The sequence below is a fragment of the Oceanobacillus longus genome (genome assembly GCF_042650085.1).
GTDB classification, from domain to species: domain Bacteria; phylum Bacillota; class Bacilli; order Bacillales; family Amphibacillaceae; genus Oceanobacillus; species Oceanobacillus longus.
The window spans coordinates 607,014-632,977 of sequence record NZ_JBHSAO010000001.1; the positions used below are offsets into that span (position 1 = coordinate 607,014).

27 protein-coding genes, 2 pseudogenes and 1 riboswitch are annotated in these 25,964 nt (G+C 36.4%); of the genes and pseudogenes, 16 read left to right on the forward strand and 13 right to left on the reverse strand.

Features of this window, described 5'->3' with window-relative positions; genetic code table 11:
- Positions 1–186 precede the first annotated feature (186 nt).
- The gene (locus ACFOUV_RS03085) at positions 187–2,103 is read left to right on the forward strand and encodes an LTA synthase family protein (RefSeq protein WP_379495291.1); all 1,917 of its coding nucleotides are present in this window, start codon (positions 187–189) and stop codon (positions 2,101–2,103) included.
- Positions 2,104–2,206: 103 nt separating this feature from the next.
- Here ACFOUV_RS03085 and ACFOUV_RS03090 read toward each other — a convergent pair whose 3' ends face one another.
- Positions 2,207–2,386: a DUF2759 family protein gene (locus ACFOUV_RS03090; protein WP_379495292.1), complete on the reverse strand. Its 180-nt coding sequence runs from the start codon at positions 2,384–2,386 to the stop codon at positions 2,207–2,209.
- 267 nt (positions 2,387–2,653) lie between these two features.
- Here ACFOUV_RS03090 and ACFOUV_RS03095 point away from each other — a divergent pair, with 267 nt between their 5' ends.
- Entirely contained in the window at positions 2,654–3,277 is a 624-nt protein-coding gene (locus ACFOUV_RS03095; RefSeq protein ID WP_379495293.1) for an MBL fold metallo-hydrolase, read from the forward strand.
- 52 nt (positions 3,278–3,329) lie between these two features.
- Here the strand turns inward: ACFOUV_RS03095 and ACFOUV_RS03100 are convergent, their stop codons facing one another.
- From ACFOUV_RS03100 to comGA, 8 genes are all read right to left on the reverse strand, one after another.
- On the reverse strand, positions 3,330–3,572 hold the full coding sequence (locus ACFOUV_RS03100; protein WP_379495294.1) for a DUF2626 domain-containing protein: 243 nt from the start codon (positions 3,570–3,572) through the stop codon (positions 3,330–3,332).
- A gap of 199 nt (positions 3,573–3,771) precedes the next feature.
- On the reverse strand, positions 3,772–4,155 hold the full coding sequence (locus tag ACFOUV_RS03105) for a hypothetical protein (protein ID WP_379495295.1): 384 nt from the start codon (positions 4,153–4,155) through the stop codon (positions 3,772–3,774).
- The gene (locus tag ACFOUV_RS03110; protein ID WP_379495296.1) at positions 4,127–4,579 is read right to left on the reverse strand and encodes a competence type IV pilus minor pilin ComGF; all 453 of its coding nucleotides are present in this window, start codon (positions 4,577–4,579) and stop codon (positions 4,127–4,129) included. The genes ACFOUV_RS03105 and ACFOUV_RS03110 overlap by 29 nt, the downstream gene beginning before the upstream one ends.
- 7 nt (positions 4,580–4,586) lie before the next feature.
- Complete coding sequence (locus ACFOUV_RS03115; protein ID WP_379495297.1) at positions 4,587–4,868, reverse strand: pilus assembly FimT family protein; 282 nt, start codon at positions 4,866–4,868, stop codon at positions 4,587–4,589.
- On the reverse strand, positions 4,855–5,292 hold the full coding sequence (gene comGD / locus ACFOUV_RS03120; protein WP_379495298.1) for a competence type IV pilus minor pilin ComGD: 438 nt from the start codon (positions 5,290–5,292) through the stop codon (positions 4,855–4,857). The genes ACFOUV_RS03115 and comGD overlap by 14 nt, the downstream gene beginning before the upstream one ends.
- Complete coding sequence (gene comGC / locus ACFOUV_RS03125; protein WP_379495299.1) at positions 5,267–5,593, reverse strand: competence type IV pilus major pilin ComGC; 327 nt, start codon at positions 5,591–5,593, stop codon at positions 5,267–5,269. Before comGC ends, comGD begins: the two co-directional genes overlap by 26 nt.
- 14 nt (positions 5,594–5,607) lie before the next feature.
- Complete coding sequence (gene comGB / locus ACFOUV_RS03130) at positions 5,608–6,657, reverse strand: competence type IV pilus assembly protein ComGB (RefSeq protein WP_379495300.1); 1,050 nt, start codon at positions 6,655–6,657, stop codon at positions 5,608–5,610.
- Positions 6,623–7,627, reverse strand: a complete 1,005-nt coding sequence (gene comGA / locus ACFOUV_RS03135) for a competence type IV pilus ATPase ComGA (RefSeq protein WP_379495301.1) — start codon at positions 7,625–7,627, stop codon at positions 6,623–6,625. The genes comGB and comGA overlap by 35 nt, the downstream gene beginning before the upstream one ends.
- A 146-nt stretch (positions 7,628–7,773) precedes the next feature.
- On the opposite strand from comGA, the gene ACFOUV_RS03140 reads away from it, so the two are divergent.
- Positions 7,774–7,962, forward strand: coding sequence for a YqzE family protein (locus tag ACFOUV_RS03140; protein ID WP_379495302.1), 189 nt, complete (start codon positions 7,774–7,776; stop codon positions 7,960–7,962).
- A gap of 291 nt (positions 7,963–8,253) precedes the next feature.
- Here ACFOUV_RS03140 and ACFOUV_RS03145 read toward each other — a convergent pair whose 3' ends face one another.
- On the reverse strand, positions 8,254–9,033 hold the full coding sequence (locus tag ACFOUV_RS03145) for a YqhG family protein (RefSeq protein ID WP_379495303.1): 780 nt from the start codon (positions 9,031–9,033) through the stop codon (positions 8,254–8,256).
- Positions 9,020–10,681: a DEAD/DEAH box helicase gene (locus ACFOUV_RS03150; RefSeq protein ID WP_379495304.1), complete on the reverse strand. Its 1,662-nt coding sequence runs from the start codon at positions 10,679–10,681 to the stop codon at positions 9,020–9,022. Before ACFOUV_RS03150 ends, ACFOUV_RS03145 begins: the two co-directional genes overlap by 14 nt.
- 136 nt (positions 10,682–10,817) lie before the next feature.
- A riboswitch (glycine riboswitch) is annotated at positions 10,818–10,905 on the forward strand.
- 178 nt (positions 10,906–11,083) lie between these two features.
- Here ACFOUV_RS03150 and gcvT point away from each other — a divergent pair.
- Genes gcvT through gcvPB form a run of 3 tightly spaced genes read left to right on the forward strand, consistent with a single transcriptional unit; the run spans position 11,084 to position 15,013 of the window.
- On the forward strand, positions 11,084–12,199 hold the full coding sequence (gene gcvT / locus ACFOUV_RS03155; RefSeq protein WP_379495305.1) for a glycine cleavage system aminomethyltransferase GcvT: 1,116 nt from the start codon (positions 11,084–11,086) through the stop codon (positions 12,197–12,199).
- A gap of 14 nt (positions 12,200–12,213) precedes the next feature.
- Positions 12,214–13,563, forward strand: a complete 1,350-nt coding sequence (gene gcvPA / locus ACFOUV_RS03160) for an aminomethyl-transferring glycine dehydrogenase subunit GcvPA (RefSeq protein ID WP_379495306.1) — start codon at positions 12,214–12,216, stop codon at positions 13,561–13,563.
- Positions 13,556–15,013, forward strand: coding sequence for an aminomethyl-transferring glycine dehydrogenase subunit GcvPB (gcvPB, locus tag ACFOUV_RS03165; RefSeq protein ID WP_379495307.1), 1,458 nt, complete (start codon positions 13,556–13,558; stop codon positions 15,011–15,013). Before gcvPA ends, gcvPB begins: the two co-directional genes overlap by 8 nt.
- Positions 15,014–15,058: 45 nt before the next feature.
- Here gcvPB and ACFOUV_RS03170 read toward each other — a convergent pair whose 3' ends face one another.
- The gene (locus ACFOUV_RS03170) at positions 15,059–15,433 is read right to left on the reverse strand and encodes a rhodanese-like domain-containing protein (RefSeq protein ID WP_379495748.1); all 375 of its coding nucleotides are present in this window, start codon (positions 15,431–15,433) and stop codon (positions 15,059–15,061) included.
- 391 nt (positions 15,434–15,824) lie between these two features.
- Between ACFOUV_RS03170 and ACFOUV_RS03175 the strand changes: the two are divergent.
- The 5 genes and pseudogenes from ACFOUV_RS03175 to ACFOUV_RS03195 all read left to right on the forward strand — a co-directional run.
- Positions 15,825–16,637, forward strand: a pseudogene (locus ACFOUV_RS03175) (ribonucleotide reductase N-terminal alpha domain-containing protein); the annotation flags it as partial.
- Between the two features lie 458 nt (positions 16,638–17,095).
- On the forward strand, positions 17,096–17,629 hold the full coding sequence (locus ACFOUV_RS03180) for an endonuclease domain-containing protein (protein WP_379495308.1): 534 nt from the start codon (positions 17,096–17,098) through the stop codon (positions 17,627–17,629).
- 201 nt (positions 17,630–17,830) lie between these two features.
- Positions 17,831–19,597: pseudogene (locus tag ACFOUV_RS03185) on the forward strand (vitamin B12-dependent ribonucleotide reductase); the annotation flags it as partial.
- Positions 19,598–19,744: 147 nt separating this feature from the next.
- The gene (gene mntR, locus ACFOUV_RS03190; RefSeq protein WP_379495309.1) at positions 19,745–20,167 is read left to right on the forward strand and encodes a transcriptional regulator MntR; all 423 of its coding nucleotides are present in this window, start codon (positions 19,745–19,747) and stop codon (positions 20,165–20,167) included.
- A 148-nt stretch (positions 20,168–20,315) separates the two neighbouring features.
- Complete coding sequence (locus ACFOUV_RS03195) at positions 20,316–21,212, forward strand: patatin-like phospholipase family protein (RefSeq protein ID WP_379495310.1); 897 nt, start codon at positions 20,316–20,318, stop codon at positions 21,210–21,212.
- Positions 21,213–21,226: 14 nt separating this feature from the next.
- Here the strand turns inward: ACFOUV_RS03195 and ACFOUV_RS03200 are convergent, their stop codons facing one another.
- Entirely contained in the window at positions 21,227–21,610 is a 384-nt protein-coding gene (locus tag ACFOUV_RS03200) for an SA1362 family protein (protein WP_379495311.1), read from the reverse strand.
- 309 nt (positions 21,611–21,919) lie between these two features.
- Here ACFOUV_RS03200 and ACFOUV_RS03205 point away from each other — a divergent pair, with 309 nt between their 5' ends.
- From ACFOUV_RS03205 to spoIIIAB, 5 genes are all read left to right on the forward strand, one after another.
- On the forward strand, positions 21,920–22,432 hold the full coding sequence (locus tag ACFOUV_RS03205; protein WP_379495312.1) for a YqhR family membrane protein: 513 nt from the start codon (positions 21,920–21,922) through the stop codon (positions 22,430–22,432).
- A 120-nt stretch (positions 22,433–22,552) separates the two neighbouring features.
- Entirely contained in the window at positions 22,553–23,614 is a 1,062-nt protein-coding gene (locus ACFOUV_RS03210; RefSeq protein WP_379495313.1) for a M24 family metallopeptidase, read from the forward strand.
- 27 nt (positions 23,615–23,641) lie between these two features.
- Positions 23,642–24,199 (forward strand): elongation factor P, encoded by a 558-nt coding sequence (gene efp / locus ACFOUV_RS03215; RefSeq protein ID WP_379495314.1) that lies wholly within the window; start codon positions 23,642–23,644, stop codon positions 24,197–24,199.
- Between the two features lie 318 nt (positions 24,200–24,517).
- Positions 24,518–25,495 (forward strand): stage III sporulation protein AA, encoded by a 978-nt coding sequence (spoIIIAA, locus tag ACFOUV_RS03220; RefSeq protein ID WP_379495315.1) that lies wholly within the window; start codon positions 24,518–24,520, stop codon positions 25,493–25,495.
- On the forward strand, positions 25,440–25,952 hold the full coding sequence (gene spoIIIAB, locus ACFOUV_RS03225) for a stage III sporulation protein SpoIIIAB (RefSeq protein WP_379495316.1): 513 nt from the start codon (positions 25,440–25,442) through the stop codon (positions 25,950–25,952). The genes spoIIIAA and spoIIIAB overlap by 56 nt, the downstream gene beginning before the upstream one ends.
- Positions 25,953–25,964 lie beyond the last annotated feature (12 nt).

A 25,964-nucleotide genomic window follows, 5' to 3' on the forward strand; every position in this document is an offset into this window, starting at 1 on the left:
AGCTATTTATTAACATAATGTAAATATAGTGAAACCTTTTGAATGCCTATTACGTCTTATATAATAGTTGTTTGTGTAAACCTTAGTTTACATTTCCATCAAATAGGGAAAGAATGAGAGAGCAATTTTATTTAGTAATTAAAACGAAAAGAATAATATGGAGAGAGTTTTATAGGAGGAAGAATCATGAAGTTTAAACTACCTACAATGCCTTTATATATAATAGCGGCATTGCTTTTTGGAATTAAAACATATATTGTTTATCGATTTTTATTTAATATTGAATTAGAAAACATGATGCAGGAGTTTATTTTATTTATAAATCCATTTGTATCGGCATTTTTGATATTCGCTATCAGTGTATGGTTCAATAAAACATCACGTCAAATGAAATTCATTAGATATACCGCTTTGTTTGTAACATTTATTGTTTTTGCAAACCTAGTGTTTTATCGTCAATTCACAGACTTTATAACCATTCCTCAATTATTTATGGGAAGTAATATGTCTGACTTGGGATCAAGTATAATGACACTGATCAAGCCTTTAGACATTTTGCTTTTTGTTGATGCTGCCATTATATGGTATTTAAGTAAAAAACAAGAAGCTGAATTGGCTGTTGAATATCCGAAGAGCGGGAAAGTCTTTGCGCTTGCAATCTCACTTGTGCTGTTAGCAGGTAACTTTTTCTTAGCAGAAATGGAGAGACCACAATTATTTACACGAGCATTTGATCGTGAATATCTTGTGAAAAATATTGGTTTGTTCAATTATCATGTTTATGATCTAGTTGTACATTCCAAAACAGAATCTCAACGTGTATTCGCTGATGGAAATGAATTACCTGAAATACAGGATTTCATTAATGAAAACATAAAAGTCGTTGAGAAGTCCGATAAGTTTGGAGCCGCTGAAGGTAAAAATGTAATATTCATAAATGCCGAATCGCTCCAGCATTTCGTTATCGATAATCAACTTCATGGTGAAGCAGTAACACCTTTCCTTAACAGTCTTGTTACGAATGAAGACACGTATTATTTTGATAACTTCTATGAACAAACGGGCCAGGGAAATACTTCTGATTCCGAGTTTCTAGTAGAAAATTCACTTTATCCATTATCACGTGGGGCTGTATTCTTTACACATGGTGGTAACGAATACCATGCCCTACCGGAAATAATCGAAAAAGAAAGTTATACTTCAGCAGTACTCCATTCAAATAACAAAAGCTTTTGGAATCGGGAAGGGATGTATGAAAGCCTCGGAGTCGATCACTTCTATGGTGAAGAAGCATATGAAGTATCAGAAGAAAATTCAATTGGTTGGGGCTTGAAAGATAAGCCATTTTTTGAACAATCCATCAAGTATTTACAATCGATGGAACAACCATTCTATTCGAAATTTATTACGTTGACCAACCATTTTCCATTTGAGATGGATGAAGAAGACACGTCAATTGATCCTTATAACTCTAATTCAAATACACTAAATAATTATTTTCCGGCTGTTAGATATATGGATGAGGCTATTGAAGACTTCTTCGGACAGCTAAAGGAATCTGGTTTGTACGAAGATTCCATGATAGTTATCATGGGGGATCATATTGGTATCAGTGCAAACCACAATAAAGCAATGAGTATGTATTTGGATAAAGAAGAGATTACTCCTTACGATCAAGTTCAATTACAACGAGTACCATTATTTATTCATATTCCCGGTGATGGTAATGGGGAAGTAATCTCAGATATTACAGGCCAAATTGATATGAAACCGACCATTTTAAGTCTGTTGGGGATTGAAGCCGAAGATGATATTTATTTTGGAAATGATGTTTTTTCTGAAGATAGGAAGGAATACATCGCCTTAAGAAATGGTGATTTTATAAGTGATGAATACGTTTCTACGGCAGGTATCTGCTATAATCGTCAAACCGGTGAACCAATTACAAGTGAAACTGAAACCGACACAGAAACTGAAAATCAAGACAGAGAAGCAAATGTTTGTTCGCCTATTGAAGAAAAAGTTGAAGCAGAATTATCTTATTCTGACAATTTGATTTATGGAGATTTGTTTCGATTTATTAATTTCGAAGAGGAAGAATAAATAATAAGAATAAAAACTGCTTTCAGTAAAAAACTGAAAGCAGTTTTTTTCACATTAAAAAAGTTAACTCGTTAAAGTTAACTTTTTGTTTGGAACAATTTGCTTAATTAATGATCCCAATCTCTGATAAAATCGTTGCAATTGAGAAGAATCCAAATGCTAATGCTGTAATCGCTGAGAAAGCCAAAGCAAATAGATTTTTGTATTTAAGTTGACGAATGACTGATACGACAGCCAGTAATGTTACAAATAACAATACGATTGCTAATACAATATGCTGCATAAATTTCATCCTCCTTTTGAAGCTGTATTCCTAATAGCTTGGCAGTTAAGAAATTATAAATCCTTTCTTACTGCATAAGTGCAACTAAGGTCGTCTCTTAAAAGCTTGGTGACAACCAAGTTCACTAATAATTGTATTAGGGAATACTTTTATATTATTATGTAACTAAGACAATCTATTTCTATTTTAAAGCATTCGTTTGTTTTTGTCGAGTTATAATAAAAACGTTTTCGGATTACTAATCTGTGATTATATGGAGGTTTTATATTGAATATTAAAGGTATGTCTTTAGGACCTATTGGTACTAACTGTTATATAATTTACGAGGGGAAGGAAGCATTGCTGATTGACCCGGGTGCTGAAGTGGAGAAAATCTCCGCATTCCTATACCAAAATAATTTCCATCTCCAAGCTATCTTATTAACGCATGCACATTTTGACCATATTGGAGCACTAGAGGAAATAAGAGAACATACCGGCGCAGAAGTTTTTATTCATGAAAATGAAGTATCCTGGCTGTCGGATCCAATGAAGAACGGTTCTGGGAGAATGCAGGATAGTGAAATCACTGCCAGTCCTGCAGAATTCACATTAAACCCTGGAAAAATGCAGCTTGGCCCATTTAACTTTACTGTCTTACATACTCCGGGACATTCGCCTGGGAGTGTAAGTTTTGTATTTGAAGAAGAACAGTTTATTGTAAGCGGGGATGTCCTATTTTATCAAGGGATAGGAAGAACGGATTTGTATGGAGGCAATAGGAATGAGCTCGAAATGAGTATTCGCAATCAGTTATATCCTTTAGACGATACATATACCGTCTATCCCGGACACGGTCCAGAAACTACGATTGGTATGGAAAAGCAAAGAAATCCCTTTGTAAGGATATAAAGTACAACAAAATGAAAAACCCCTGCATGGCTCCATGCAGGGGTTTTTCATTTTAATGTCCGAAACCCGGTACAAGTATAAATTCAGAATACCAAGTAAAGCCGACCATAAATACGGTGCAATACGCTCCAAATAAATACATATACATACGTTCAGATAATTTCAAATAACTTACTGTAAGGAAAAACGCCGTTTGAACGAGGAATAAGAGTGCAGTATTCATCATGTCACCGACATAAAACATTACTGTAAAAATACCTGTCCAAAAGGCAAGTACACGAAACATACGATCCATGTGTCTTCCCCCTCCTTTTATGTAGCCTTTTCATTTTTATTATATACGACGTTTAATAGAATGTAAACGAATGTCATTAAACATTTGAAGTTTAGCTATATATTTTAGTTTTTGCAGTTTCCATCAATCATATCCTTGAATGGGCTAAAATCATTTACCAAATAGAGGTCTTACTAAAGAGATTGTTATAAAATGTAGCTTATTCTGTCAAGTTTTCTTCGACTTCTAAAATATTTTTAATCGCGTAAATATGGTTATTTGAATTTGTAGTGATAGTAAAGAATAATTCATAGTTATTCTGTTCTATCTCCTGTACCTCGATACGCACTTCTCCGTATGGGAAATTATAATTTAATGTACCCGGAACAGCTATTTCATCGATATCTGTTTTTATTCTTTCACGCCCCATCTGAAAAAGCGTCTCCATTTTTAGTTGCTGTACATACCTGTCAGTTATCTCTATCCCAAGTTGGTAACTATGAATGTGAGCAGTGATCAATATCAAAGCTAATGTCGTTATAAATAATACATATGGCAAGATAAACCCATGTTGATTATTGGTAGTGGATAATAGTTTTCTCATGTTTCGCTCCTGTCAACATCGTTACTGACACGTGGATTCCAAAGGGGAGGGAGGTAAAAGAAATATCCTTTACATCCCTTAAATAAACTTCATGACCTTGTCCGTTTACCTGACGTCTAATCAAACTGCCATATAACTCAATTGTAGCTGTCACATCTTCATATTTTTGGTTTAAGTACAATTTCTTTCCACTTGCTTCTATGGTTGTTGATTTAATAACATCATTCCGAATAAAATGAAAGAATTGCTGTGCAGAAATTTCATCGTAATTGGGCTCATAGTCTGCGAATTGAATCAGATAGCTTAAAAAAGGCAACGTACTAGATAGGATTGTAATCATTAATAGTAGTGTAACAAATGTAAAACCTTTTTCACGATGCCTGTAACCCATACAAACATAATCTTTCCTCTCTTTGCTTTGCATTATTCCATCAGACACATCCTTTAATAAATTCTTGTTCTATATTAAATTCAAATCGGGCATGAATGGAATTTACTGTTTCAGTATATTTCAAGGGAAGTTCTCCAGGAGTATCCCAAATCACATGCTGCAATTCATCATGGAGTATAGATGCCAACTGACGACGATCACTTAACAATTTTTGCTCCGCATCCACTAAAAAACTAAGCGGTATAAAAACAGCAACTGTGGTGAAAAGAATACTGGAAGCAATTAAAACTTCGATCAGCGTAAATCCATTATTTTTCTGCAATGTAAAACCTGCCTTTCCCAAGTTGAAATACGGCATCATAAACCGCATGTTTTGTCGTTATTTTAATCGTGCGCGGGTATAAAAATGTTCCATTTTCATTGAAATTAATATCGACATTTCCTCTTGGGTCAATAAGCATTCCGGAGGGGTAAAATCTTTCCGCAATTGTCTTATTAGTACCTTGGAATATTTTATAATGATCCTTATATAATCGGATGAAAGCTTTCTTATCTGTATTTAATGCTAAACTTTGGACATACAGCACATCAAATTGAAAAGTCTCTAAAAACTGCTTTTCCTGCTTTTTTTCGATTGCATCCATATTAATCGGAGGGAAAAGTAATAATATGATAGATAATGTTGTTAATACAAATAGGACTTCCAGCAAGGTGAAACCATTACGATTCGTCTGGTTTAGCAACAATTCTTTTAATTCCTTCATCATCGGTCATATATTGTAGTTCTTTCCCATTTGGACATTTTTTCTGTTCGTCATTTATATAGTGTGGCACCAAATCATCTAAAGTCGACGGATATTCATTTTTGTCAATATAATAAGCATCTACTTGGGCCTGAACAACGCTGACAAGCGCCTCACATCCTTTACTGTGAACTTCACTTCCTTTATCTCCAAGGTTTGGAACGATAAGAATAATTAGAACCGATATAATCATCAATACGATTAACATTTCAATCAGGGTGAAACCTTTATTGTTATTAAACATTGTTTTAACTCCTTCTATATTGTTTTCATTAACTGAAACATCGGCCACATCAGTGTTATATAGATAAAAACGATAAAGCTGGCGAGAATCAGAAAAAATACTGGTTGGATTAATGTAATACTTTTTAATATTTTCCTTTGAATTTCTTCCATCAACAGCTCTGAGTATATAGTTAGATCTTTTTCCAAAGCATGCACATCCGCATTTTTACGGAAAATAGCGGTTAATTGATTTTCCATAAAACTAAATGCCGTCAGTAAACTTTCAATATGAATTCCCCTTGATAATTCGGTTGTCATTCGGTTTGCATAATAAGCGATGATGGGTAATTTTTGTTGTTTGGACATATGTTGAAGAATTTCCCGAAATGACATACCGGTTTTTAGAAGAGAGCTAAAATGTGCAGCGAAGTGAAAAGAGGTTTGCAGCTTCAAAAATCTTCTGTAGATTGGGATTGCTCCATAAATTTTCATCTGTTTCTCAATTGACAATCGATGCTTTGTCAAATTCCATATAACAACCGCAATGACAAACCCTGCAAAAACAAAATATAGGGTGTTACCAAGTAATTCAATAATTACAATGGAAAGCGACACAGTCATAGATGCTTCTGCACTTGTTTGGAAAAGATCTTGAAAAGAGGGAAGAATACTTGTCTTGATAAAATAGAGAAGCAACATGAAGGCGAAGAATAAAATTAATGGATATCTGGCTACCTGCTGAAATTTCGTTATATATTTTATTCGATGATTATACATGGCAGCACACTTTTCAATGCTTCCTGTTAAATCTCCATTCCCTTGTACAAAATATAAGTAAGAAGTGATAGTAGGATGAAAAGCAGCTTTTTCAAATGCGATATCAATGGTTGAACCTTCCTTCAATGAAGTAATTATCACCTCTGTCGTTTGGTCCATTTCTTTATCCCATTTTATCGTTTCCAATGCTTCCAATAAGGGATAGCCATTTGTTAATAGACGATGTAGTAAACGAAGAAAGCGGAGTTGTAAATCACTGTTTAACTTCCTGTTACGAATTGAAAATCTCTTCAGAAATGAATCCATATGCAAAAGCCTTCTTTCTTAAATACTCAAATGAATGGAACATTTCTGGTTTCGTATGTTCCTTGCCTTCTACAACACTCTTTAGAATTTCACCATCCAGCAATTCAAGTATTGCAGCTCTGCGTGTTACATCGTTCATTTGTAAGGGGAGCAATTCTAATGCTGCCACTGCGATGAGGGACTGTTTAAGGTCACTTTCTTCAATCCCCATGTCAATTAAACGGTGAATCGTGCCTGCAGCATTTTTTGCGTGCAGAGTACTTAAAACAAGATGTCCTGTCAAAGAAGCTTCAAAGGCAAATCGCGCCGTATATTTATCACGAATTTCTCCCACCATAATAATATCGGGATCATGACGTAGGGCTGCTTTCAGTCCAGTTTGATACGTGATCCCAGCTTTTTCATTTACCTGCACTTGGAGAATGTGTTCCATATTCTTTTCAATTGGGTCTTCCAATGTAATCGTCTGATAAGATTTTTCCTGTAAAATGGATTCCAGAAGTGCATATAGAGCTGTAGTTTTACCACTCCCAGTAGGGCCTGTAAATAGAATGATCCCCGCACGGTTCGTAATCCATTTCTTAATTCTATTTAATTGGTTTGGGAAAAGAAATAGTTGTTCCAAAGAGAGTGTCGTGTCCTGTGGAAGAATCCTTATAGCCAGACTTTCTGTATGATTGAGAGGGAGTGTTGAAATTCGCAATGAAAATAATTTGGAATCTGATTTATGAGCAATGGTACCGTTCTGAGGTTTCCTCGATTCACCAATGTCCATTCCAGATATGAATTTATAGTAAGTAAGAAGTAATTGATACTGTTCCATTCGAATTCTTTTATGGAATATTCGTTTCCCTAGAATGCGGAAATAGATGTCGGTATGATCCTGAAATGGATAGAAGTGGATATCGGAAGCATTTGCTATGAACGAAGCGTTCAGAAGGTTATTAGATAATTTCGCTGCAGGATTCAATAATTTTTCACCTCCTTATAAAATCCAACAAATAATATATTCGACAGGCTTTGCTAAATTCCTTCTTCAAATTAAAAAATTTTTGAATATATTTTTTCATAATGCAAAGGATAAGGGTATAACTTAAACATAGGGTGGGGCTTCATATGTCAGGAAATGATTATTTGAAATTTATTACCGAGCAGTTGATCTCCTATATGGACTTATCTTCAGAGGAAAAGCAGAAGCGGAAAAAGCAAAAAAAGGACTATCCTATTTATACAAGCAAATGGCTTGGAATGCTCCCATTTACAATAAGAATAATGTTTCAAAAGGAGAATGAGAATAGCAGATAAACGGGACTGCTATTCTTTTTCGTTGGTAGAAAAGTATAAAACTTTTCTATTTGCATAAGTGCAACTAAGGCACTCGCCAAAAGGCTTGGCGAATGCCTTAGTTGTCTAAAGAGGTAAGAAAGTATAAACTTTTTCTCAGCAAATAATTCTCCCACATAAACGGCCGCGTCCAGCTCCAGCGCCCAGGGACTAGCGAGACTTCCTTCACCCCATACGATAAGTCAATCTCCTACAGATCAGTCCAGTCCGTAGTCCCTAAACGGGCGCTTGCGCTTTTGTTTACTAGTGGGTTTATAATGCGTCTTCTTTGAGATAAAATATCCCGCCATTGATCATACTTATTGTTATTTTCGGGTCATAACGCTTGGTTAATTCATCCATTTCTTTCTTCATTTGTTCCGTTTCCGTCTCTCCTTCGTAAAAATGTTTCAGCGTTCGAATTTCTTCATCCAGTATTTCCAATGACTTTTTTGCCCATTGATGTTCCTGATTATAAATATAATTCGTTATCACATCCTCAATTCTCAAATAACCACTTCTCAGTTTTATGATAGGAGAGATTGTAAAGCAGAAATCAGATATTTTTGTCTGCAACTCCAGCTCACCCAATTCTGTCATCATATCTAGTTTCATTCTGCCATTCACCAGATGCAGACCGATAGAGAAAACTTCATCTTTTTTATGCTGCCCTTGATAACTAACCTTAATATTAGTAACTAGCCATGGATATAGAGGTACCTTGTTTGTTGTATTCACTTTCTGAAACAGTTTTGTGAAACGTTCATTGCACTTTAGGTTATTCATTATCTGTTGCAGTCTTGGACTTCCAAAATGAATCCATTCACCAGGGACATCACGCTTTTTTGGATTTGTAATCATTGTGAGTTGCATTGGATCACCATCACGTCCAATTTTTTTAATGTAATGCCAATAAAATGGTCGATTCATGAGCTCCCGGTCCATCTGTTCATTCAACTGTATTTTTAATACGCCTTCATTGTTGTGGATAATCCCACAATTCTTTGCTGAGAAATAATCACATAAAAATGAATTCAAATTAGTTATTGCCATAAAGCTTCTCCTCAGTTGTATTATGGATTGGTGTACTTTTAATGATGGATGATAGATTATTTAATTTAATTCTCACTTCACCTGAAGATGTAGATTCGTTATAAATGGATTCCATTTCTGACTCAATGCTTTGTATATTTAGTTCTGCAAGAATATCGTCCAGATTCCCCACAACTTTTTCAAACAGGTCAATTTTTTCATACAAGAGATTAAGGATATGTTCTTCAATTGTATTACGGATAACGATATTATAGATATGCACATCCCTTTTTTGACCAAATCGGTGAATACGACCAATTCTTTGTTCCAAACGCATTGGATTCCATGGAAGGTCATAATTAATCAAGTGACTACAGAATTGAAGGTTAATCCCTTCTCCGCCAGCTTCCGTTGCAATGAGCACTTGCGCATGATCCTTGAAAAGTTGTTTCATCCAATCTTTTTTTCCCCGCTTAAATCCACCTCGGAAAGGCACAGATGAGATACCGTGCTGTTGCAGATACCATTGCAAATAAAATTGGGTCGCTCGATATTCCGTAAATACAATGACCTTCTCATCACCTAATGATTTAATCAATTCTACAATCTTATCAGCTTTTATGTGATGTGGAAGCTGCTCGATTTTGGATAATAAAGGCTTTATTACAATTTCATTGTTTTTCTGTTCCGCAATTTTACTTAATGACATATAGCATGCTTCGCGTGAAGAACAGATTTCTCTTAAATAAGTTATTTTCGAAAAAGTCGAGAATCCTAGAGAAATATTTACCAAGTGGTCGTATACATCGCGACTTGCTTCAGGGAAATCAAGCCAGATTGTTTCAATTTTGCGTTTCGATTCATTAAGATTGGTTGCTTTTCTTGTATTCCTGATCATAACCTTTTGAATCAACTGCTTTAAATATGGATCTTGTTCGAGCTTACTTCGGTCTTTTCCAAATTTATCAATAAACGATTCATAGCTTCCTAAATGTCCAGGTTTTAGAATTGTAATCAAATTAAATATTTCAATCAGACGATTTTGCACGGGGGTTGCAGTTAATAGTAAACAATATTTCTTTTTTAATGCACGGGCAAATTGATAGTTTTTCGTTTTATGATTTTTCAGCTTATGCGCCTCATCAATAAGAATGAAATCATATTCCATCTCGAGAATCTCACCCTGATTCGGAGGACGTTTTGCAGTATCCAACGAAGAAACAATTACTGAGTTATCTTTCCAACTGTAGTTCTTTCGATGAGCTACTGCTGGAATATAAAATTTTTCATTTAATTCATTTACCCACTGATTGACAAGGGAAGCCGGAACCAGAATAAGGGCATTTCTTACTAAGCCTCGAATCATGTATTCTTTTAAAATAAGTCCTGCTTCGATGGTTTTTCCCAAACCGACCTCGTCGGCCAATATTGCTCTGCCATTCATCCTTTCAATTGCTTGTTCGGCTACTTCGATTTGATGATCTAGAAACTCCATATGTGGAAGATACTCAAGCGAACGCAACCCATTAAACGATGGAGCAATTGTCGTAAGTTCAGCTTGGTAGGCCATTGAAAAAAGATCCCAACTGGAAATTTGCTCATCTTTATCAATGACTGACTCTAGTTGATCTATAAAGGTTAATTCTTTTTCAATATGAATAGAATCCATATAATAATTCCACTTCCTACTAATAAAATTTGGATTTTACTACAAATTTGTTTTTAATTATGATATAATTCAAAAAGAAATAGATTTTCTTGATACTGGTACATAGTATAACCAAATATGGATTTTTCATCAGCGGATGATTACAAGGGGAGAGCTTACGATTAGTAACGCCGAAGGAGCAAGTTAAGAGCGAATCTCTCAGGCAAAAAGACTCTTGTAGGACGCAACTCTGGAGAGTGTTTACAGTATGTAAACCACCCACGAAGCAAGTATCTGTACGAATTGGCTATATTCTAACGTGCAGGTATGCAACTTTCTGGTTTAAGGACAGAGATTTCTTCAGTTTGGAAGAGATCTCTATTTTTGTGCATTTTTTTAACTAAAGAACAGGAGCGTGTTGGGATGAGTGAATTGAAACGTACACCTTTATTTCCTGAATATGAAAAACATGGGGCAAAGACGATTGACTTTGGAGGATGGGATCTGCCTGTACAATTTTCCAGCATTAAAAAGGAACATGAAGCAACTCGAACAAAAGCGGGGCTTTTCGATGTATCCCATATGGGTGAAATCTCTGTTAAGGGACCGAAAAGCTTGGAATTTTTGCAACATTTAGTAACCAATGATGTTGCAAAATTAGTTCCCTCTCGTGCACAGTACACAATCATGTGTTATGAAAATGGAGGAACGGTTGATGATCTGATTATTTATATGCTTGCAGCTGACAATTACTTACTTGTTGTAAATGCAGCAAACACAGAGAAGGATTATGAATGGCTTGTACAAAACAATCAGTATAATAGCGATGAACTTTCCATTACAAACATTTCAGACGAATACGTTCAATTGGCACTGCAAGGGCCAGAATCGGAAAAAATACTGCAAAAAGTTACCGATACAGATTTAAGTGAAATTAAATTTTTTAGATTTATGGATCATGTTTTATTTACTGGTTTGAACCAGCCTGCAATTGTTTCTCGCACAGGATACACAGGGGAAGACGGATTCGAAATATATATTGAAAAATCGCAAGGAGCCGCATTGTGGAATCTGATTATGGATGCAGGTAATGATGCAGGTCTTGAACCAATAGGACTTGGTGCCAGAGATACACTGCGTTTTGAAGCAACACTCGCCCTGTACGGTCAAGAATTATCAAAAGATATTACACCTGTCGAAGCTGGTTTGACATTTGCTGTAAAAGTAAATAAAGAAGCCGATTTTATTGGCAAAAAAGTATTAAAAGAACAAGTTGAGAATGGGACAACAAGAAAATTGGCAGGAATCGAAATGATTGATAAAGGAATTCCGCGTCATGGTTACCCTGTTTGTAAAGATAACGTGGAGGTTGGGTTTGTCACTTCAGGGACCCAATCACCTACACTGAATAAAAATCTTGGACTCGTATTGATCGATTCACAATTTGCAACAGAAGGTACTGAATTGGAGGTACAGGTAAGAAAACGCACACTTAAAGCTCAAGTTGTAAAAACTCCATTTTACAAACGAGATAAATAGAGGGGGAACTAGTAATGGAATTTCGTTATTTACCTATGACTGAAACCGACAAACAGGAGATGCTTGATACAATTGGTATTGAGTCAACGGATGAACTTTTCTCAGACATTCCAAACAGCGTACGTTTTCAAGGGGAATTAAATCTGAAGAAACCTGCAAATGAATATGAGTTAAAAAAAGAACTTACTGCTATGGCAAATAAAAATGCAAATTTAACCGAGTATACTTCCTTCCTAGGTGCAGGAGTATATGACCATTTTATTCCATCTGTCGTGGATCATGTTATTTCACGCTCTGAATTCTATACTGCTTACACACCATATCAGCCAGAAATCTCTCAAGGAGAACTCCAGGCAATCTTTGAATTTCAGACGATGGTTTCCGAATTAACCGGTATGCCTGTAGCCAATTCATCCATGTATGATGGTGGAACATCACTGGCAGAAGCAGTTAATTTAAGTGCCGCTCAAACGAAAAGAAAAAAAGTACTTGTATCCAAAGCGGTTCATCCAGAATCACGTGCGGTAATTGAAACATATGCAAGAGGTCAAAATGTGGAGATAGTGGAAATTGGATTAAATGACGGTTTAACTGATCTTGATCATTTGGAACAGGAATTGGATGATACTATTGCAGGTGTTGTTATTCAGTACCCTAACTTTTTCGGTCAAATTGAACCACTACAAAAAGTGGAAGAGCTAATCAATCAGCAAAAGAAGACAATGTTTATTGTTTCAAGCAATCCATTGGCACTTGGATACCTTACTCCTCCTGGTGAATTTGGGGCAGATATCGTTGTAGGTGATACTCAAGTATTCGGTATCCCGGCGCAATTCGGTGGCCCTCACTGTGGATACTTTGCAACTACTGAAAAGTTAATGCGAAAAGTACCTGGTCGCCTTGTTGGGCAAACGAAAGATGAAGATGGTATAAGAGGATTTGTTTTAACATTGCAAGCTAGGGAGCAGCACATTCGTCGCGATAAAGCCACTTCAAATATTTGCTCCAACCAAGCCTTAAATGCACTTGCAAGTTCAGTTGCAATGAGTTCCATCGGAAAACACGGATTAAAAAAGATGGCAACCTTAAATATGCAAAAAGCAAGGTATGCGAAATCCAGCCTTAAAGAAGCGAATCTTGAAATCGTATTTGAAAGTCCATTTTTCAATGAATTTGTAGTGAAACTTTCTGATTCGGTCTCTGAAATTAATAAGAAGTTATTTGAAAAGGGTATTATTGGTGGGTATGACCTAGAACGGGATTATCCCGAATTAAAAGGTTATATGTTAGTAGCGGTAACTGAAATTCGCACAAAAGAAGAAATTGATGCATTTGTAAAAGAATTGGGGGATATCAATGGCTAATCAGGATTTTCCATTAATTTTTGAACGCAGTAAAGAAGGAAGAACAAGCTACAGCTTTCCGGAGTGGAATGTCACTGAATTCGATTTGGATTCAGAATTGGAAGAAGTATATATTCGGAAGACCCCACCTGAATTACCGGAAGTAAGCGAACTTGAAATCATGCGCCACTACACAGGACTTTCCAATAGAAACTACGGCGTAGATTCCGGATTTTATCCACTTGGTTCCTGTACGATGAAATATAACCCAAAAATCAATGAAGATGTTGCGAGATTGGAAGGTTTCAGTCATATACATCCTTACCAAGACCCGAAAACGGTTCAAGGTGCAATGGAAATGCTTTATGATCTGCAAACCTCACTAAAAGAGATTACTGGCATGCATGAAGTTTCCTTGCAATCAGCCGCAGGAGCACATGGGGAATGGACTGCGCTTATGATGATTCGAGCATACCATGAATCAAATGGAGACTTTAATCGAACGAAGGTTATTGTTCCTGACTCTGCCCACGGTACCAATCCTGCATCGGCTGCGGTAGCTGGTTTTGATGCTGTAACCGTGAAATCAAATGACCAAGGAATAGTCGATTTGGAAGACCTAAAACGGGTCGTTGGTAACGATACAGCAGCACTTATGCTTACAAATCCAAATACACTTGGATTGTTTGAAACAGAAATACTCGAAATGGCTGAAATTGTACATGGAGCAGGCGGTAAGCTCTATTATGATGGAGCGAACCTGAATGCAATCATGGGCTATACTCGCCCTGGAGATATGGGATTTGACGCTGTGCATCTCAATCTTCACAAAACATTTACTGGCCCCCATGGTGGTGGTGGACCTGGATCAGGCCCAGTTGGAGTATCCAAAGAACTAGAACCTTTCCTACCTAAACCGGTAATTACAAAAATAGACAATGAATTTATTTTTGAAGATGACAGACCACAATCCATTGGCAGAGTAAAACCATACTATGGTAATTTCGGAATCAATTTACGAGCTTATACGTACATTCGTACAATGGGTGCTGAAGGCCTTAAAAAGGTAAGCGAATATGCAGTATTGAATGCTAATTATATGATGCGTAGATTGGAGAAAGAATATGAATTACCGTATCCACAGCATTGCAAACATGAATTTGTATTATCTGGGAGCAGACAGAAAAAATTAGGGGTACGAACACTCGATATTGCTAAACGCCTGTTGGATTTCAACTACCATCCACCAACAATTTATTTCCCATTAAATGTTGAGGAAGGACTAATGGTGGAACCAACCGAAACGGAATCAAAGGAGACTTTGGATGGTTTTATCGATACTATGCTTGCAATCGCGGAAGAGGTGAAAGACAATCCTGAAATTGTTCAGGAAGCACCTCATAACACAATTGTTAAACGAATGGATGAAACGACAGCAGCAAGAATACCTATTCTCAGATATAAAAAATAATACCAAGAAAAAAAGCCCAGGTATATTAATCCTGGGCTTTTACAATTATTTTTTCGATTTTATTTTACCAGTCCATTTTTTAAAACCGCCTTTTAGCTGGTAAATATCCTTGTAACCTTTTTTATGCAGTAATTGTGCAGCTCTGGCAGAACGAGAACTACCTTGGCAATAAAGATATACAGGTTTATCCTTGCGCATCTCCACTAACCGCTGTTTCATTTGGCTAACAGGAATGTTTCTTGCTCCAAGGATGTGTCCCCGGTCGAATTCCTGAGGTTCTCTCACATCTATAAGTTGCGCTTTTCGGTAACCTTCTCGGAACTGATCCTCAGTTAGCACCTTTGTGTAATTTCGTTGTCTATAATAGCGGAAAATTCCTACCGCAAGTAAAACAACTACGGCAATAATTAAAAACTCCATTTTACTTCCCCCGTCTGTCCAAAAATGTACATCCTCTATTATATGGTTAGTTTGGTTATATTTCAAAGTTTTTCTCCTTTATTTATACTAATTCACAATTAAAATAGGAAATGACTACTCTTGTCGGTTAATATCGAAATATATCCAGTAATGCAAATAACAAAAATGTAAGATTCAACGTTAATATAACTACTTCTCTTTAAATAGCTCTATTATTCTCACGGAATCATAGATTTTTAGTTGTTGACAAATGATAAATCACTCGTTCCATATACAATATATAGTACTTTACAAAAAAACGTATACCATATATTGTTTTATTTTATTTGTATGTGGTATTGTATAACTAGTAGATATTTAAAAGATAGATATATACAAAAGGAGAGATTGAATGTCGATTGTTGTAAAATCTCAAAATAAGTTAAATGTGGAGGCACTGAATGAGGATATAAAGCTTTTTCCGCCGGTACATCCCATAACTGAGGATATGAATCTAACGCATAAAGGTGTTTCACGGTTGGTGATGCTTGATCGATATGCATTTAAGGATACAGAAAAGAAGACATTAAAAGTAGGCGACTTTGTAGTCCTTACGGTAAAAGCAGATCCTAAATTCCCTGCGAGAGGGCTAGGCTTCATTAAATCCATTGACTGGGAACAAAATAAGGCAGACGTACAAGTCGATCCTGAGTTCATCTCGGTGCTGGATGATGAAGAAGAATCCGAAACCGGAATTGTGAAACGTTCGCTCGATGTTATTGAAAAACCGTTGGAAGTTTTTTATGAACAAATTGCAAAACGTAATGCAACTGGGCTTTCCAGTGTGGAACAGACAGATGAAAGACAGAAGAAGTGGTTTGAAGTATTCAACAAAGAACTTGCTGATCTGAATTTTATTCCTGCAGGAAGAGTTTTGTACGGTGCAGGAGCAGATACAGATGTAACTTATTTCAACTGTTATGTTATGCCATATGTTAAAGACTCACGTGAAGGCATTTCCGATCACCGCAAGCAGGTAATGGAAATAATGTCCCGTGGAGGCGGTGTTGGAACAAATGGATCAACTCTACGTCCTAGAAATGCATTGGCAAGAGGAGTGAATGGAAAATCCTCCGGTTCGGTTTCATGGTTGGATGATATTGCAAAACTTACTCATCTAGTGGAACAGGGTGGATCAAGACGTGGTAAACAAGTGTGCCTCGTCTATAAATAAACCTCGTGAATTGCTGGAAACTCTTTAGATTTCAACAATGAATAAACACCTTTGATAATTAAAAATGGGGTGCTCTATTTATGAAATCATATGACGCTAAAAATCCGCATGCATGTAAGATTTGCGGATATCAAATATCTCATAATAAACAAGGTCGTTTTACTTCTCATTTAAAAGTGCATGGACACGCACTGAACAGTTAATTGGTCAAATTCTATTATACTAAAGATGAATTGAAATGTTCTCGTGATACCTGTACTAACTTAGTTAACCTTACAAGAGGCGTCCCGAATAAATACTGTAGCAAGTTTTGTGGTTCGAAAAAAGGCCCATTAACATGTGTTTTATGTGGGAATAGTTTTTTAGCTAGAAACCGAAAAACTAAAACTTGTTCAAAGGAATGTGCAAAGTTAGTCAAGTCTACTAAGATTAAACAGTGGCACAAATCTATGAGTCCTGAGAAAAAAAGGAAACATTTTAACAACATTATTACTAAGACTGCTAAAACGAGAAGAATAAATAAAACACCTTCATGGAATAGCGGGAAAACAGGTATATATAGTCAGGAAACGATCGAAAAAATACGAAATTCAACTTTAAAACAAATGCAGTCTAAAAACTTCAGGAAAACGAATATCGAGAAGATAATGGAACGTTTTTTAATCCATAACGATATAAATTATAGATATTCTTTTATCCTTAAACAAAGACAATACGACTTTTTGTTATTAGATTACAATGTGATTGTTGAGTGTGATGGTGATTACTGGCATGCAAATCCTAAATTTTTTCCTATTCCTCAAGATTGGCAAGTAATAAGACAAGAAACTGACCTTATAAAAAATGAGATAGCCGGTTACGTTATATTACGGTTTTGGGAAGATGATATTTTGAATAATTTTCAAACTGTGGAAAGCGCCATATATGACCTATTGGCTAAAACGAAACTGGAAACGGTAAGCGGGAATGCTGAAAAACAATAGGTGGACAAAGACAATCAGCAGCCAAGCTCCTTAAAAGGAGAAGGTTCAACGACCATCGAAAGCACGTCAAGTGACGGAAGTGAGTAGAGTAGAAATCAAGTGATTTCGAAGTGCGAGGACACATATGTAATGTGTAAGATATGGTCTGAACTCTAGGGTAACTTAGAGAGTTGATTTAACGAGTCAACGCAACAATTATTGGCACAAATGATCATGTTAGTAGATTCTCATCCTGATATTATCGAATTTATCATCTCAAAAATGCAAAACCCAAGAATTCTTCGCTATTTAATCGAAAATACCGAAGATGAACAAATCAAACGGTTGGCAGAAGAGAAATTGAAATTTACACCTTTAACAGAAACAGAATTTGATCTTTATCAGAGTGTCGTAAATTATAAAGCAATCCCTGGTCTTGGTGGTTTTACTGAAGCTGCAATGCGTGAAGCAGATGACAAGCTACGTACAGGTGGAACATACTCTGTTCATAACCCTGAATTTTTGACCGGTGCAAATATCTCTGTTTGTATTACAAAAGAATTTATGGAAGCAGTTGAAAATGATGAAATTTACGAGCTTCGCTTTCCAGATGTAGAAAATTACACAAAAGAGGAAATGGATGCTTACAATGAAAAATGGCATGATGTAGGTGATGTACGTAAATGGGAAGAAATGGGCTATGGTGTTCGTGTTTATCGTCGCATGAAAGCAAAAGAATTATGGAATTTGATTAATGTATGTGCGACATACTCAGCAGAACCCGGCATTTTCTATATCGATAATGCAAATGATATGACAAATGCTAAAGCTTATGGAGATCAAGTGGTAGCAACAAATCCGTGTGGGGAACAACCTCTCGCACCTTTTTCAGTCTGCAACTTAGCTGCAGTTAACTTGGCTGAAATGGCTGATAAGGATACGAAGAAAGTAAACTTTGAAAAATTAAAACAAACCGTACAAACTGGTGTACGGATGCAGGATAATGTTATTGATGCTACTCCATACTTTCTTGAGGAGAATAAAAAACAAGCTCTCGGTGAACGTCGTGTTGGCCTCGGCGTTATGGGTATGCATGATTTATTAATCTACTGTGAAACAACTTATGGAACTGAAGAGGGAAATAATCTCGTAGATCAAGTGTTTAAAACCATTGCAACGACTGCTTATCGTACTTCTATCGAAATTGCCAAAGAAAAAGGGAGTTTTCCATTCCTTGTTGGTGCTAACGAAGAAGAAACGAAAGCATTACGAAAAGCGTTTATTAACACAGGCTTTATGAGAAAGATGCCAGAAGATATTAGACAGGATGTATTGAGTTATGGTATTCGAAACTCACATCTGTTGACAGTTGCTCCTACTGGAAGCACAGGAACAATGGTTGGTGTGAGTACAGGATTGGAGCCATATTTCTCTTTTTCCTATTTCAGAAGTGGACGACTTGGTAAATTTATCGAAGTAAAAGCAGATATTGTTCAGGAATATTTGGACAGAAATCCGGATGCAGACCCAGATAACTTGCCGGAATGGTTTGTAACTGCAATGGAGTTGGCACCAGAAGCTCACGCTGATACGCAATGTGTTATCCAACGTTGGGTTGATAGTTCGATTTCCAAGACTGTGAATGCTCCTAAAGGGTATACGGTAGATCAAGTGGAAAGTGTATACCAAAGACTATACAATGGGGGAGCAAAAGGTGGCACCGTGTATGTGGATGGGAGTCGTGACTCGCAAGTATTGACACTGAAAGCCGAAGAAAATACAGTCGGTGAGCAAACAGAGTTGTTTGCAGACACAGAGAAACCTAAAGTTGTTTTAATGGATACGATTCAAGAATTAGGAAAAACAAAAGTAACCATTGGCTCTGAAGTCGGCGACACCTGCCCTGTATGTCGAGAGGGAAATGTCGAGGATATTGGTGGTTGTAATACATGTACGAGTTGTGGAGCACAGCTGAAATGCGGTTTATAATATGATGGGAGGAAGGACCAGGTTTTTTTCAGGTCCTTTTTCTTGTTTACTAAATAACTTGAGTTGTTATAGATTTTCATGTATTCTCATAATAAGGAAACAGTTTTGCCCTAGATAAAAAATATTCTTGAAACGAGGAGATTCTTAATGCCTACACCAAGTATGGAAGATTATATAGAACAAATATATAACCTTATAGAATCTAAAGGGTATGCCCGTGTATCTGACATTGCAGAAGCGTTGGCAGTACATCCCTCTTCTGTAACTAAAATGGTTCAGAAACTGGATAAAGATAGATATTTGAACTACGAAAAATACAGGGGATTTGTACTTACTTCAAAAGGGAAGAAAATAGGTGAGCGTTTAGTTTTTAGACACGAACTTCTAGAAGAGTTCCTTGGTATAATCGGCGTGGAGAAGGAAAATATTTATGGGGACGTAGAAGGAATTGAACACCATCTAAGTTGGAATTCGATTGACCGAATTGGCGATCTCGTGAACTATTTCAAAACGGATAATAGAAGAATTGAAGAATTAAAGAAAACAGCAGAAGAAAACGAAAATGAATAAGGTTAAACCATACAATTATGGAATGTGATTGTATGGTTTTTCTAGTATATGAGTTCTAATTTGATACCGAATTGCTTACATATATAATAAGTCGAAATTTCATAAAATTCCTCACCAAGTCATACAAAAATGCATAGGGAGAGAACCCATGAAAATTGATGGTGTGTTTTCGGGTGGCGGTGTCAAAGCTTTTGCTTATGTTGGTGTACTGGAGAGCATGAAGGAACAAAACCTGCAGTTGGAACGTGTAGCCGGAACCTCTGCCGGAGCAATTGTAGCATCCTTTATTGCAGCGGGGTTTGAACTTGATGAAATTAAAGAACTTATAAGTCAGCTTGATTTAACCCAATTGGTTGATCCACCTGTCCTTACAAAACTACTCCCATTCACAAAATGGTTGTTCCTCTATCGTGTACTTGGCATCAATAAAGGGGATAAACTGGAACGATGGCTTGAATTAACACTGGCTCGTAAAAACATCCATACCTTTCATGACATTAAACCGGGGTATCTCAAGGTGGTAGTTAGTGATCTTTCATTAGGAAAGCTAATCGTGATACCTGATGACCTCGAAAGGGTCTATGGTATTCAGCCTGAATTCTTCCCAGTAGCCAAGGCAATTAGAATGAGTGCCGGATTTCCTTTCTTTTTTATGCCAAAAAAAATGCCAGGGAAGTATAAGAAAAAAAGTCTCATGGTTGATGGGGGACTTTTGAGCAATTTTCCGTTGTGGATTTTTGATAATAATGGAAGTGAAATTAAAAAAAGGCCGCTTCTCGGAATAAAAATAACCGACGCGTCAGAAGATGGAATAGGTCCGAGAGATATTAGGAACGCATTAGATATGTTCCATGCTTTGTTTTCTACAATGAAGCAGGCACATGATGCAAGATATATATCCAAAAATGAAAAACAAAATATACTATTTGTTCCTATTAAGAATACTGGGACAGTTAATTTCCATATTTCACAGACTGCAAAAGAAAATCTGATTGAAAACGGAAGGAAATATGCGACTGATTTTTTTAAGAATTGGAGCAGATAAAAAGACCGTACTTCTTAAAAAGAAGCGCGGTCTTTTCCTTTTGGTTTATTTCCTTCGATTACCCTTAAATGAGATGCTCGTTTACTACGCTTTTTCTTTGGTGGAATTACTGCTTTGGTGGATGCAGTTGCAACATTACTCGGTTTCTTTGGTTGTTTGTATTTTGATTTTGATTGTTTGACAGCCTGCTTATACTTCTTCATATCGTCTGTATTGGAAGGACCTCTTTTTCGGAGAACGAAAAAGTAGAGTAAACCAAATATTGCTGCACCCACCACTACCATCAGGAGAATATTGGTCAAGAAGTTAACCGTATTACCGAGAAGCTGCGAAAACAAGCCGACAACTGCCAAACCTATTATTAAATAAATGACAATAGAAAATTTACTGCGTCCCATAAGATCTCCTCCTTTTAAAGTCTCTGGCCTTTTACTAATGCTATACCACTAATGAGGACTTTTATATCAGCATTACTGAAATAATGCGTAAAAAACGTATCTATTAAAATTGTTTCCAGTCAATTCATAAATTATTCAATACCTTTAATCATTTTCTTCAAGGGGGTACGATTAAACCGTTATCTAATTTCTATTCTACTAAAGTTATCCTTTATGAACTACTATTTTTTACTATTTACCGTTATTTATATGGACCTCCTGTAATTTGTTTGACATGTTTGGTAATAATATCGTTGGAGGTGTATTTAAATGAAAACGGAAAAACAACATTCAAATGAAGTGAATACAGAAGAACAGTTGTCTATTTTTTCAAGGGCATTACTTACTGGATTTATTGGAGGTATTCTATGGAGTAGTATTGGTAGCTTGATTTATTATTTTAACTTTAGTGAAGTATCTCCAAAGTCATTTCTTTTGAAGTCATGGTTGGATGCTTCTTGGACTGACGGGTGGCTTGGAGTCATTATTACGATCCTTTTGGCCGGAATACTTTCCATCTTGGCAGCGCTTATTTATTATGGTTTATTCAAAAAAATTAACTCGATGTGGATGGGGCTATTGTACGGGGTTATTCTATGGGTGATTATTTTTTATATTATGCAGCCGATCTTTCCTAATATACCACGATTCATTGATTTAACCTACAATACAATTATATCAACATTATGTTTATTCATCCTATACGGTACGTTCATAGGCTACTCCATTTCGTACGATTATCATGATATGAAGATCAGGGAACTGAAGAAAGCAAAGGAGTAGTTTCTGTGTCCTGCATCGAATAACTTAAATTATAAATTATTCAAATTTGTCCATTTATGATACACTTAAACACAGAAAACATAGAATTGGTTACCGTTTGAGAGGGAGAGGATCAGGGAAATGGATAAACTTAAAAAGCTAAGAAATACATTGGAAACGAATGAAATGGACGCAATTCTTATAACTAGTCCAATAAACAGAAGATATATTACTGGTTTTACAGGCACAGCTGGGGTAGCTTTGATTTCCGAAAAAGAGGCTATATTCATTACAGACTTCAGATATACGGAGCAAGCTACAGAGCAAACTAAGAATTTTGATATCATTGAACATACAAATCTGATTGAATCTGAGATAGCTAACCAGTTAAAATTACTAGGAATTCAGCGTCTTGGTTTTGAAAAAGATTATGTGACGTACGCTCAATTTGAAAATTATAATAAAAACTTTAATGTGAGTTTGGTCCCAATTAGCGGATTAATTGAAGAAATTCGTTTAATTAAAACAAGTGAAGAGCTGGATATTATGAAAAAGGCAGCTAAAATAGCCGATGACGCTTTTGAACATATTCAATCTTTCATAAAACCAGGCGTAAAAGAAATTGACGTATCCAATGAATTAGAATTTTTCATGCGTCGACAAGGTGCTACAGCATCCAGTTTCGATACGATTGTTGCTTCAGGCTTACGTTCTGCATTTCCACATGGTGTTGCATCGGAAAAAGAAATTCAAAGTGGTGAGCTTGTAACATTGGATTTCGGCGCTCTGTATCAAGGTTATTGCTCAGATATTACAAGAACGATTGCTGTTGGAGAAATTTCGAGCGAATTAAGGGAAATTTATGATATAGTATTAGAGGCAAATCTTCGTGGAGTGAACGGAACAAAGCCGGGATTAACCGGTAAAGAAGCTGATGCATTAACAAGAGACTATATTAAAGAAAAAGGATACGGGGAATATTTCGGTCATTCAACAGGTCATGGTTTAGGCCTTGAAGTACATGAAGGACCAGGATTATCCTATCGATCAGAAAAAATTCTTGAAAAAGGTATGGTAGTTACAGTTGAACCTGGTATTTATATTAATGGACTTGGTGGCTGCAGAATAGAAGATGATATTGTCATCACTGAAACCGGTAATGAACGATTAACCTTTGCTCCAAAAGAATTGATACAACTTTAAGTTTTTCTACATAAGGGAGGAATAAAAATGATTTCAGTTAACGATTTTAAAACGGGACTAACCATTGAAGTGGATAACGACATTTGGCAAGTGTTAGAGTTCCAGCATGTAAAGCCTGGGAAAGGCGCTGCTTTTGTTCGCTCAAAACTTCGTAACTTGCGTAGTGGTAACATCCAGGAAAAAACATTCCGTGGTGGCGAAAAAGTAAGTAAAGCACATATCGAAAATAAAAAAATGCAATACTTGTATGCTTCTGGAGACACGCATGCATTTATGGATACGAGCACGTACGAACAAATTGATCTTCAAACGAATCAAATAGAGCAACAGTTAAAGTTCATTAAAGAAAACATGGAAGTGCATGTAATCAGCTATGAAGGGGAGATTCTTGGTGTAGACCTTCCAAACAACGTCGAACTTGAAGTAGTAGAAACAGAACCTGGTATTAAAGGTGATACTGCTAGCGGTGGAACAAAACCGGCAACAGTGGAAACAGGCCATATTGTCCAAGTTCCATTCTTTGTTAATCAGGGCGATGTACTAGTCATTAATACTTCTGATGGAAAATATGTATCCAGAGCCTAATTGAATACTTCTCTAAAAAGCAGTCCTAATCATAGGGCTGCTTTTTTTATTAAAAGGACTTTTCAAGTTAACCTTGGACTGCTTCGGTTACTCGTCCCACCCATAAGACTTGTTGCTTTTTTAACTTCGCAATTTCTATAAACTTCGACGTAAGATAAACTTCGGCTGATGGTAACAATCTCTGCTAAAACAACGTTTAGAAATAAATCCCCACTATCGACCTCATATAAGCGAAAGAACTTCATTTTAATGAGTCATAAATTACCCCATCCAACATATATTTACTATAAAGCAGCACTAAAAAAGTGAGGTATTATAATGAACGAGATTATGCGTTTGTTTCCGAGTGAAATGAGACAGGCTATACGATTAAAAATCGGTAACAGATGGCAATTTCTACAAGAAATTCGGATTCGGTTATACCACCCAGTTGAATTAATATTTGACGATGAGTTGGAATGGCTGAAAACGATTATACCAAAGAATGATGAGGGCATGTATTTAATCAATCAACTTAGTGAGTTTTCGTTATATCGAATGGAAGATGAACTTAGAGAGGGTTATATAACCATAGAAGGTGGACATAGAGTTGGTATAGCGGGAAAAGTGATAACTTCAAATAGCAAAGTAAAAGCCATTCAGAATATAACATTTTTCAATATTCGAATAGCAAAAGAAAAAATTGGAGCCGCATCATCAGTCCTCCCATATGTATTCCATAAAAAATACTTGAATACGCTAATTGTTGGCCCCCCTCAAACAGGTAAAACAACCTTGATCAGAGACCTAACACGATTAATTGCAAGTGGAAGCCAAAATATAGCGGCAAAAAAAGTAGGAGTTGTTGATGAACGATCAGAAATAGGGGCTTCCTTAAAAGGGATTCCACACCATAATTTAGGATTACGAACGGATGTGATGGATGCTTGTCCAAAAGCTGAAGGAATGATGATGTTAATTAGGTCAATGTCCCCTGATGTAATGGTGGTGGATGAGATTGGCAATAAGGAAGACATCGAAGCATTAATGGAAGCAATCAATACAGGGGTTACCATCATTTGTACGATCCATGGAAGCGATATGAGGGAACTAAAGCGACGACCTTCACTAAAACCAATCTTCGACCAACAGATATTTGATCGCTTTATCTTATTGGATAGGCAACTAAAACCTGGACAAGTAGGGAAGATTTTTGATCAAAGAGAAAATGAACTGTTGCAGAAATCGAGAGGTGTGGCAGATGAAGTGGATTGGAGCACTACTTTTAATAAGCACAGCCGCCTTGATCGGATTTGAATGGAGTAACAGACTAACGAAGCGCCCAAAACATATTAGGCAATTGAAAAGTGCATTGCAGATTTTAGAAGCTGAGATTGTGTATAGTCAAGCACCTTTGCATGAAGCTTTTTTTTCCGTATCACGTAAAATACCAGACCCACTTAAATCATTTTTTGCTGCCTTAGGAACGGAAATGCAGGAAGTACAATTGGACTTTTTCAACCTTTGGGAGCATAAGGTGGATAAACTGGTGAAGGATTCAACCATGAACGAGAGCGAGAAGGAAATCTTAAATCAATTTGGCAGAACTCTAGGACAACATGATATTTACCAGCAGCAAAAGCATATACAACTGACAAATGTACACTTGGACAGGGAACTTGAAGAGGCATTAGATAATTATTATAAATATGGAAAAATGGCAAAAAGTCTAGGTATATTAAGTGGAATATTTATAGTGTTGCTTCTCATTTGAATAATTTCATTG

What these genes read in the sequence shown, in the direction of transcription:
- comGB (WP_379495300.1), bottom strand. Translation starts at nt 6,657, where the DNA reads ATGGATTCATTTCTGAAGAGATTTTCAATTCGTAACAGGAAGTTAAAC.
- efp (WP_379495314.1), top strand. Translation starts at nt 23,642, where the DNA reads ATGATTTCAGTTAACGATTTTAAAACGGGACTAACCATTGAAGTGGAT.
- comGC (WP_379495299.1), bottom strand. Translation starts at nt 5,593, where the DNA reads ATGTTTAATAACAATAAAGGTTTCACCCTGATTGAAATGTTAATCGTA.
- spoIIIAA (WP_379495315.1), top strand. Translation starts at nt 24,518, where the DNA reads ATGAACGAGATTATGCGTTTGTTTCCGAGTGAAATGAGACAGGCTATA.
- gcvPA (WP_379495306.1), top strand. Translation starts at nt 12,214, where the DNA reads ATGGAATTTCGTTATTTACCTATGACTGAAACCGACAAACAGGAGATG.
- ACFOUV_RS03210 (WP_379495313.1), top strand. Translation starts at nt 22,553, where the DNA reads ATGGATAAACTTAAAAAGCTAAGAAATACATTGGAAACGAATGAAATG.
- ACFOUV_RS03150 (WP_379495304.1), bottom strand. Translation starts at nt 10,681, where the DNA reads ATGGATTCTATTCATATTGAAAAAGAATTAACCTTTATAGATCAACTA.
- spoIIIAB (WP_379495316.1), top strand. Translation starts at nt 25,440, where the DNA reads ATGAAGTGGATTGGAGCACTACTTTTAATAAGCACAGCCGCCTTGATC.
- ACFOUV_RS03200 (WP_379495311.1), bottom strand. Translation starts at nt 21,610, where the DNA reads ATGGGACGCAGTAAATTTTCTATTGTCATTTATTTAATAATAGGTTTG.
- ACFOUV_RS03140 (WP_379495302.1), top strand. Translation starts at nt 7,774, where the DNA reads ATGTCAGGAAATGATTATTTGAAATTTATTACCGAGCAGTTGATCTCC.
- ACFOUV_RS03085 (WP_379495291.1), top strand. Translation starts at nt 187, where the DNA reads ATGAAGTTTAAACTACCTACAATGCCTTTATATATAATAGCGGCATTG.
- ACFOUV_RS03145 (WP_379495303.1), bottom strand. Translation starts at nt 9,033, where the DNA reads ATGGCAATAACTAATTTGAATTCATTTTTATGTGATTATTTCTCAGCA.
- ACFOUV_RS03205 (WP_379495312.1), top strand. Translation starts at nt 21,920, where the DNA reads ATGAAAACGGAAAAACAACATTCAAATGAAGTGAATACAGAAGAACAG.
- mntR (WP_379495309.1), top strand. Translation starts at nt 19,745, where the DNA reads ATGCCTACACCAAGTATGGAAGATTATATAGAACAAATATATAACCTT.
- ACFOUV_RS03100 (WP_379495294.1), bottom strand. Translation starts at nt 3,572, where the DNA reads ATGGATCGTATGTTTCGTGTACTTGCCTTTTGGACAGGTATTTTTACA.
- ACFOUV_RS03170 (WP_379495748.1), bottom strand. Translation starts at nt 15,433, where the DNA reads ATGGAGTTTTTAATTATTGCCGTAGTTGTTTTACTTGCGGTAGGAATT.
- ACFOUV_RS03105 (WP_379495295.1), bottom strand. Translation starts at nt 4,155, where the DNA reads ATGAGAAAACTATTATCCACTACCAATAATCAACATGGGTTTATCTTG.
- gcvT (WP_379495305.1), top strand. Translation starts at nt 11,084, where the DNA reads ATGAGTGAATTGAAACGTACACCTTTATTTCCTGAATATGAAAAACAT.
- ACFOUV_RS03195 (WP_379495310.1), top strand. Translation starts at nt 20,316, where the DNA reads ATGAAAATTGATGGTGTGTTTTCGGGTGGCGGTGTCAAAGCTTTTGCT.
- gcvPB (WP_379495307.1), top strand. Translation starts at nt 13,556, where the DNA reads ATGGCTAATCAGGATTTTCCATTAATTTTTGAACGCAGTAAAGAAGGA.
- ACFOUV_RS03180 (WP_379495308.1), top strand. Translation starts at nt 17,096, where the DNA reads ATGAGTCCTGAGAAAAAAAGGAAACATTTTAACAACATTATTACTAAG.
- ACFOUV_RS03090 (WP_379495292.1), bottom strand. Translation starts at nt 2,386, where the DNA reads ATGCAGCATATTGTATTAGCAATCGTATTGTTATTTGTAACATTACTG.
- ACFOUV_RS03110 (WP_379495296.1), bottom strand. Translation starts at nt 4,579, where the DNA reads ATGCAAAGCAAAGAGAGGAAAGATTATGTTTGTATGGGTTACAGGCAT.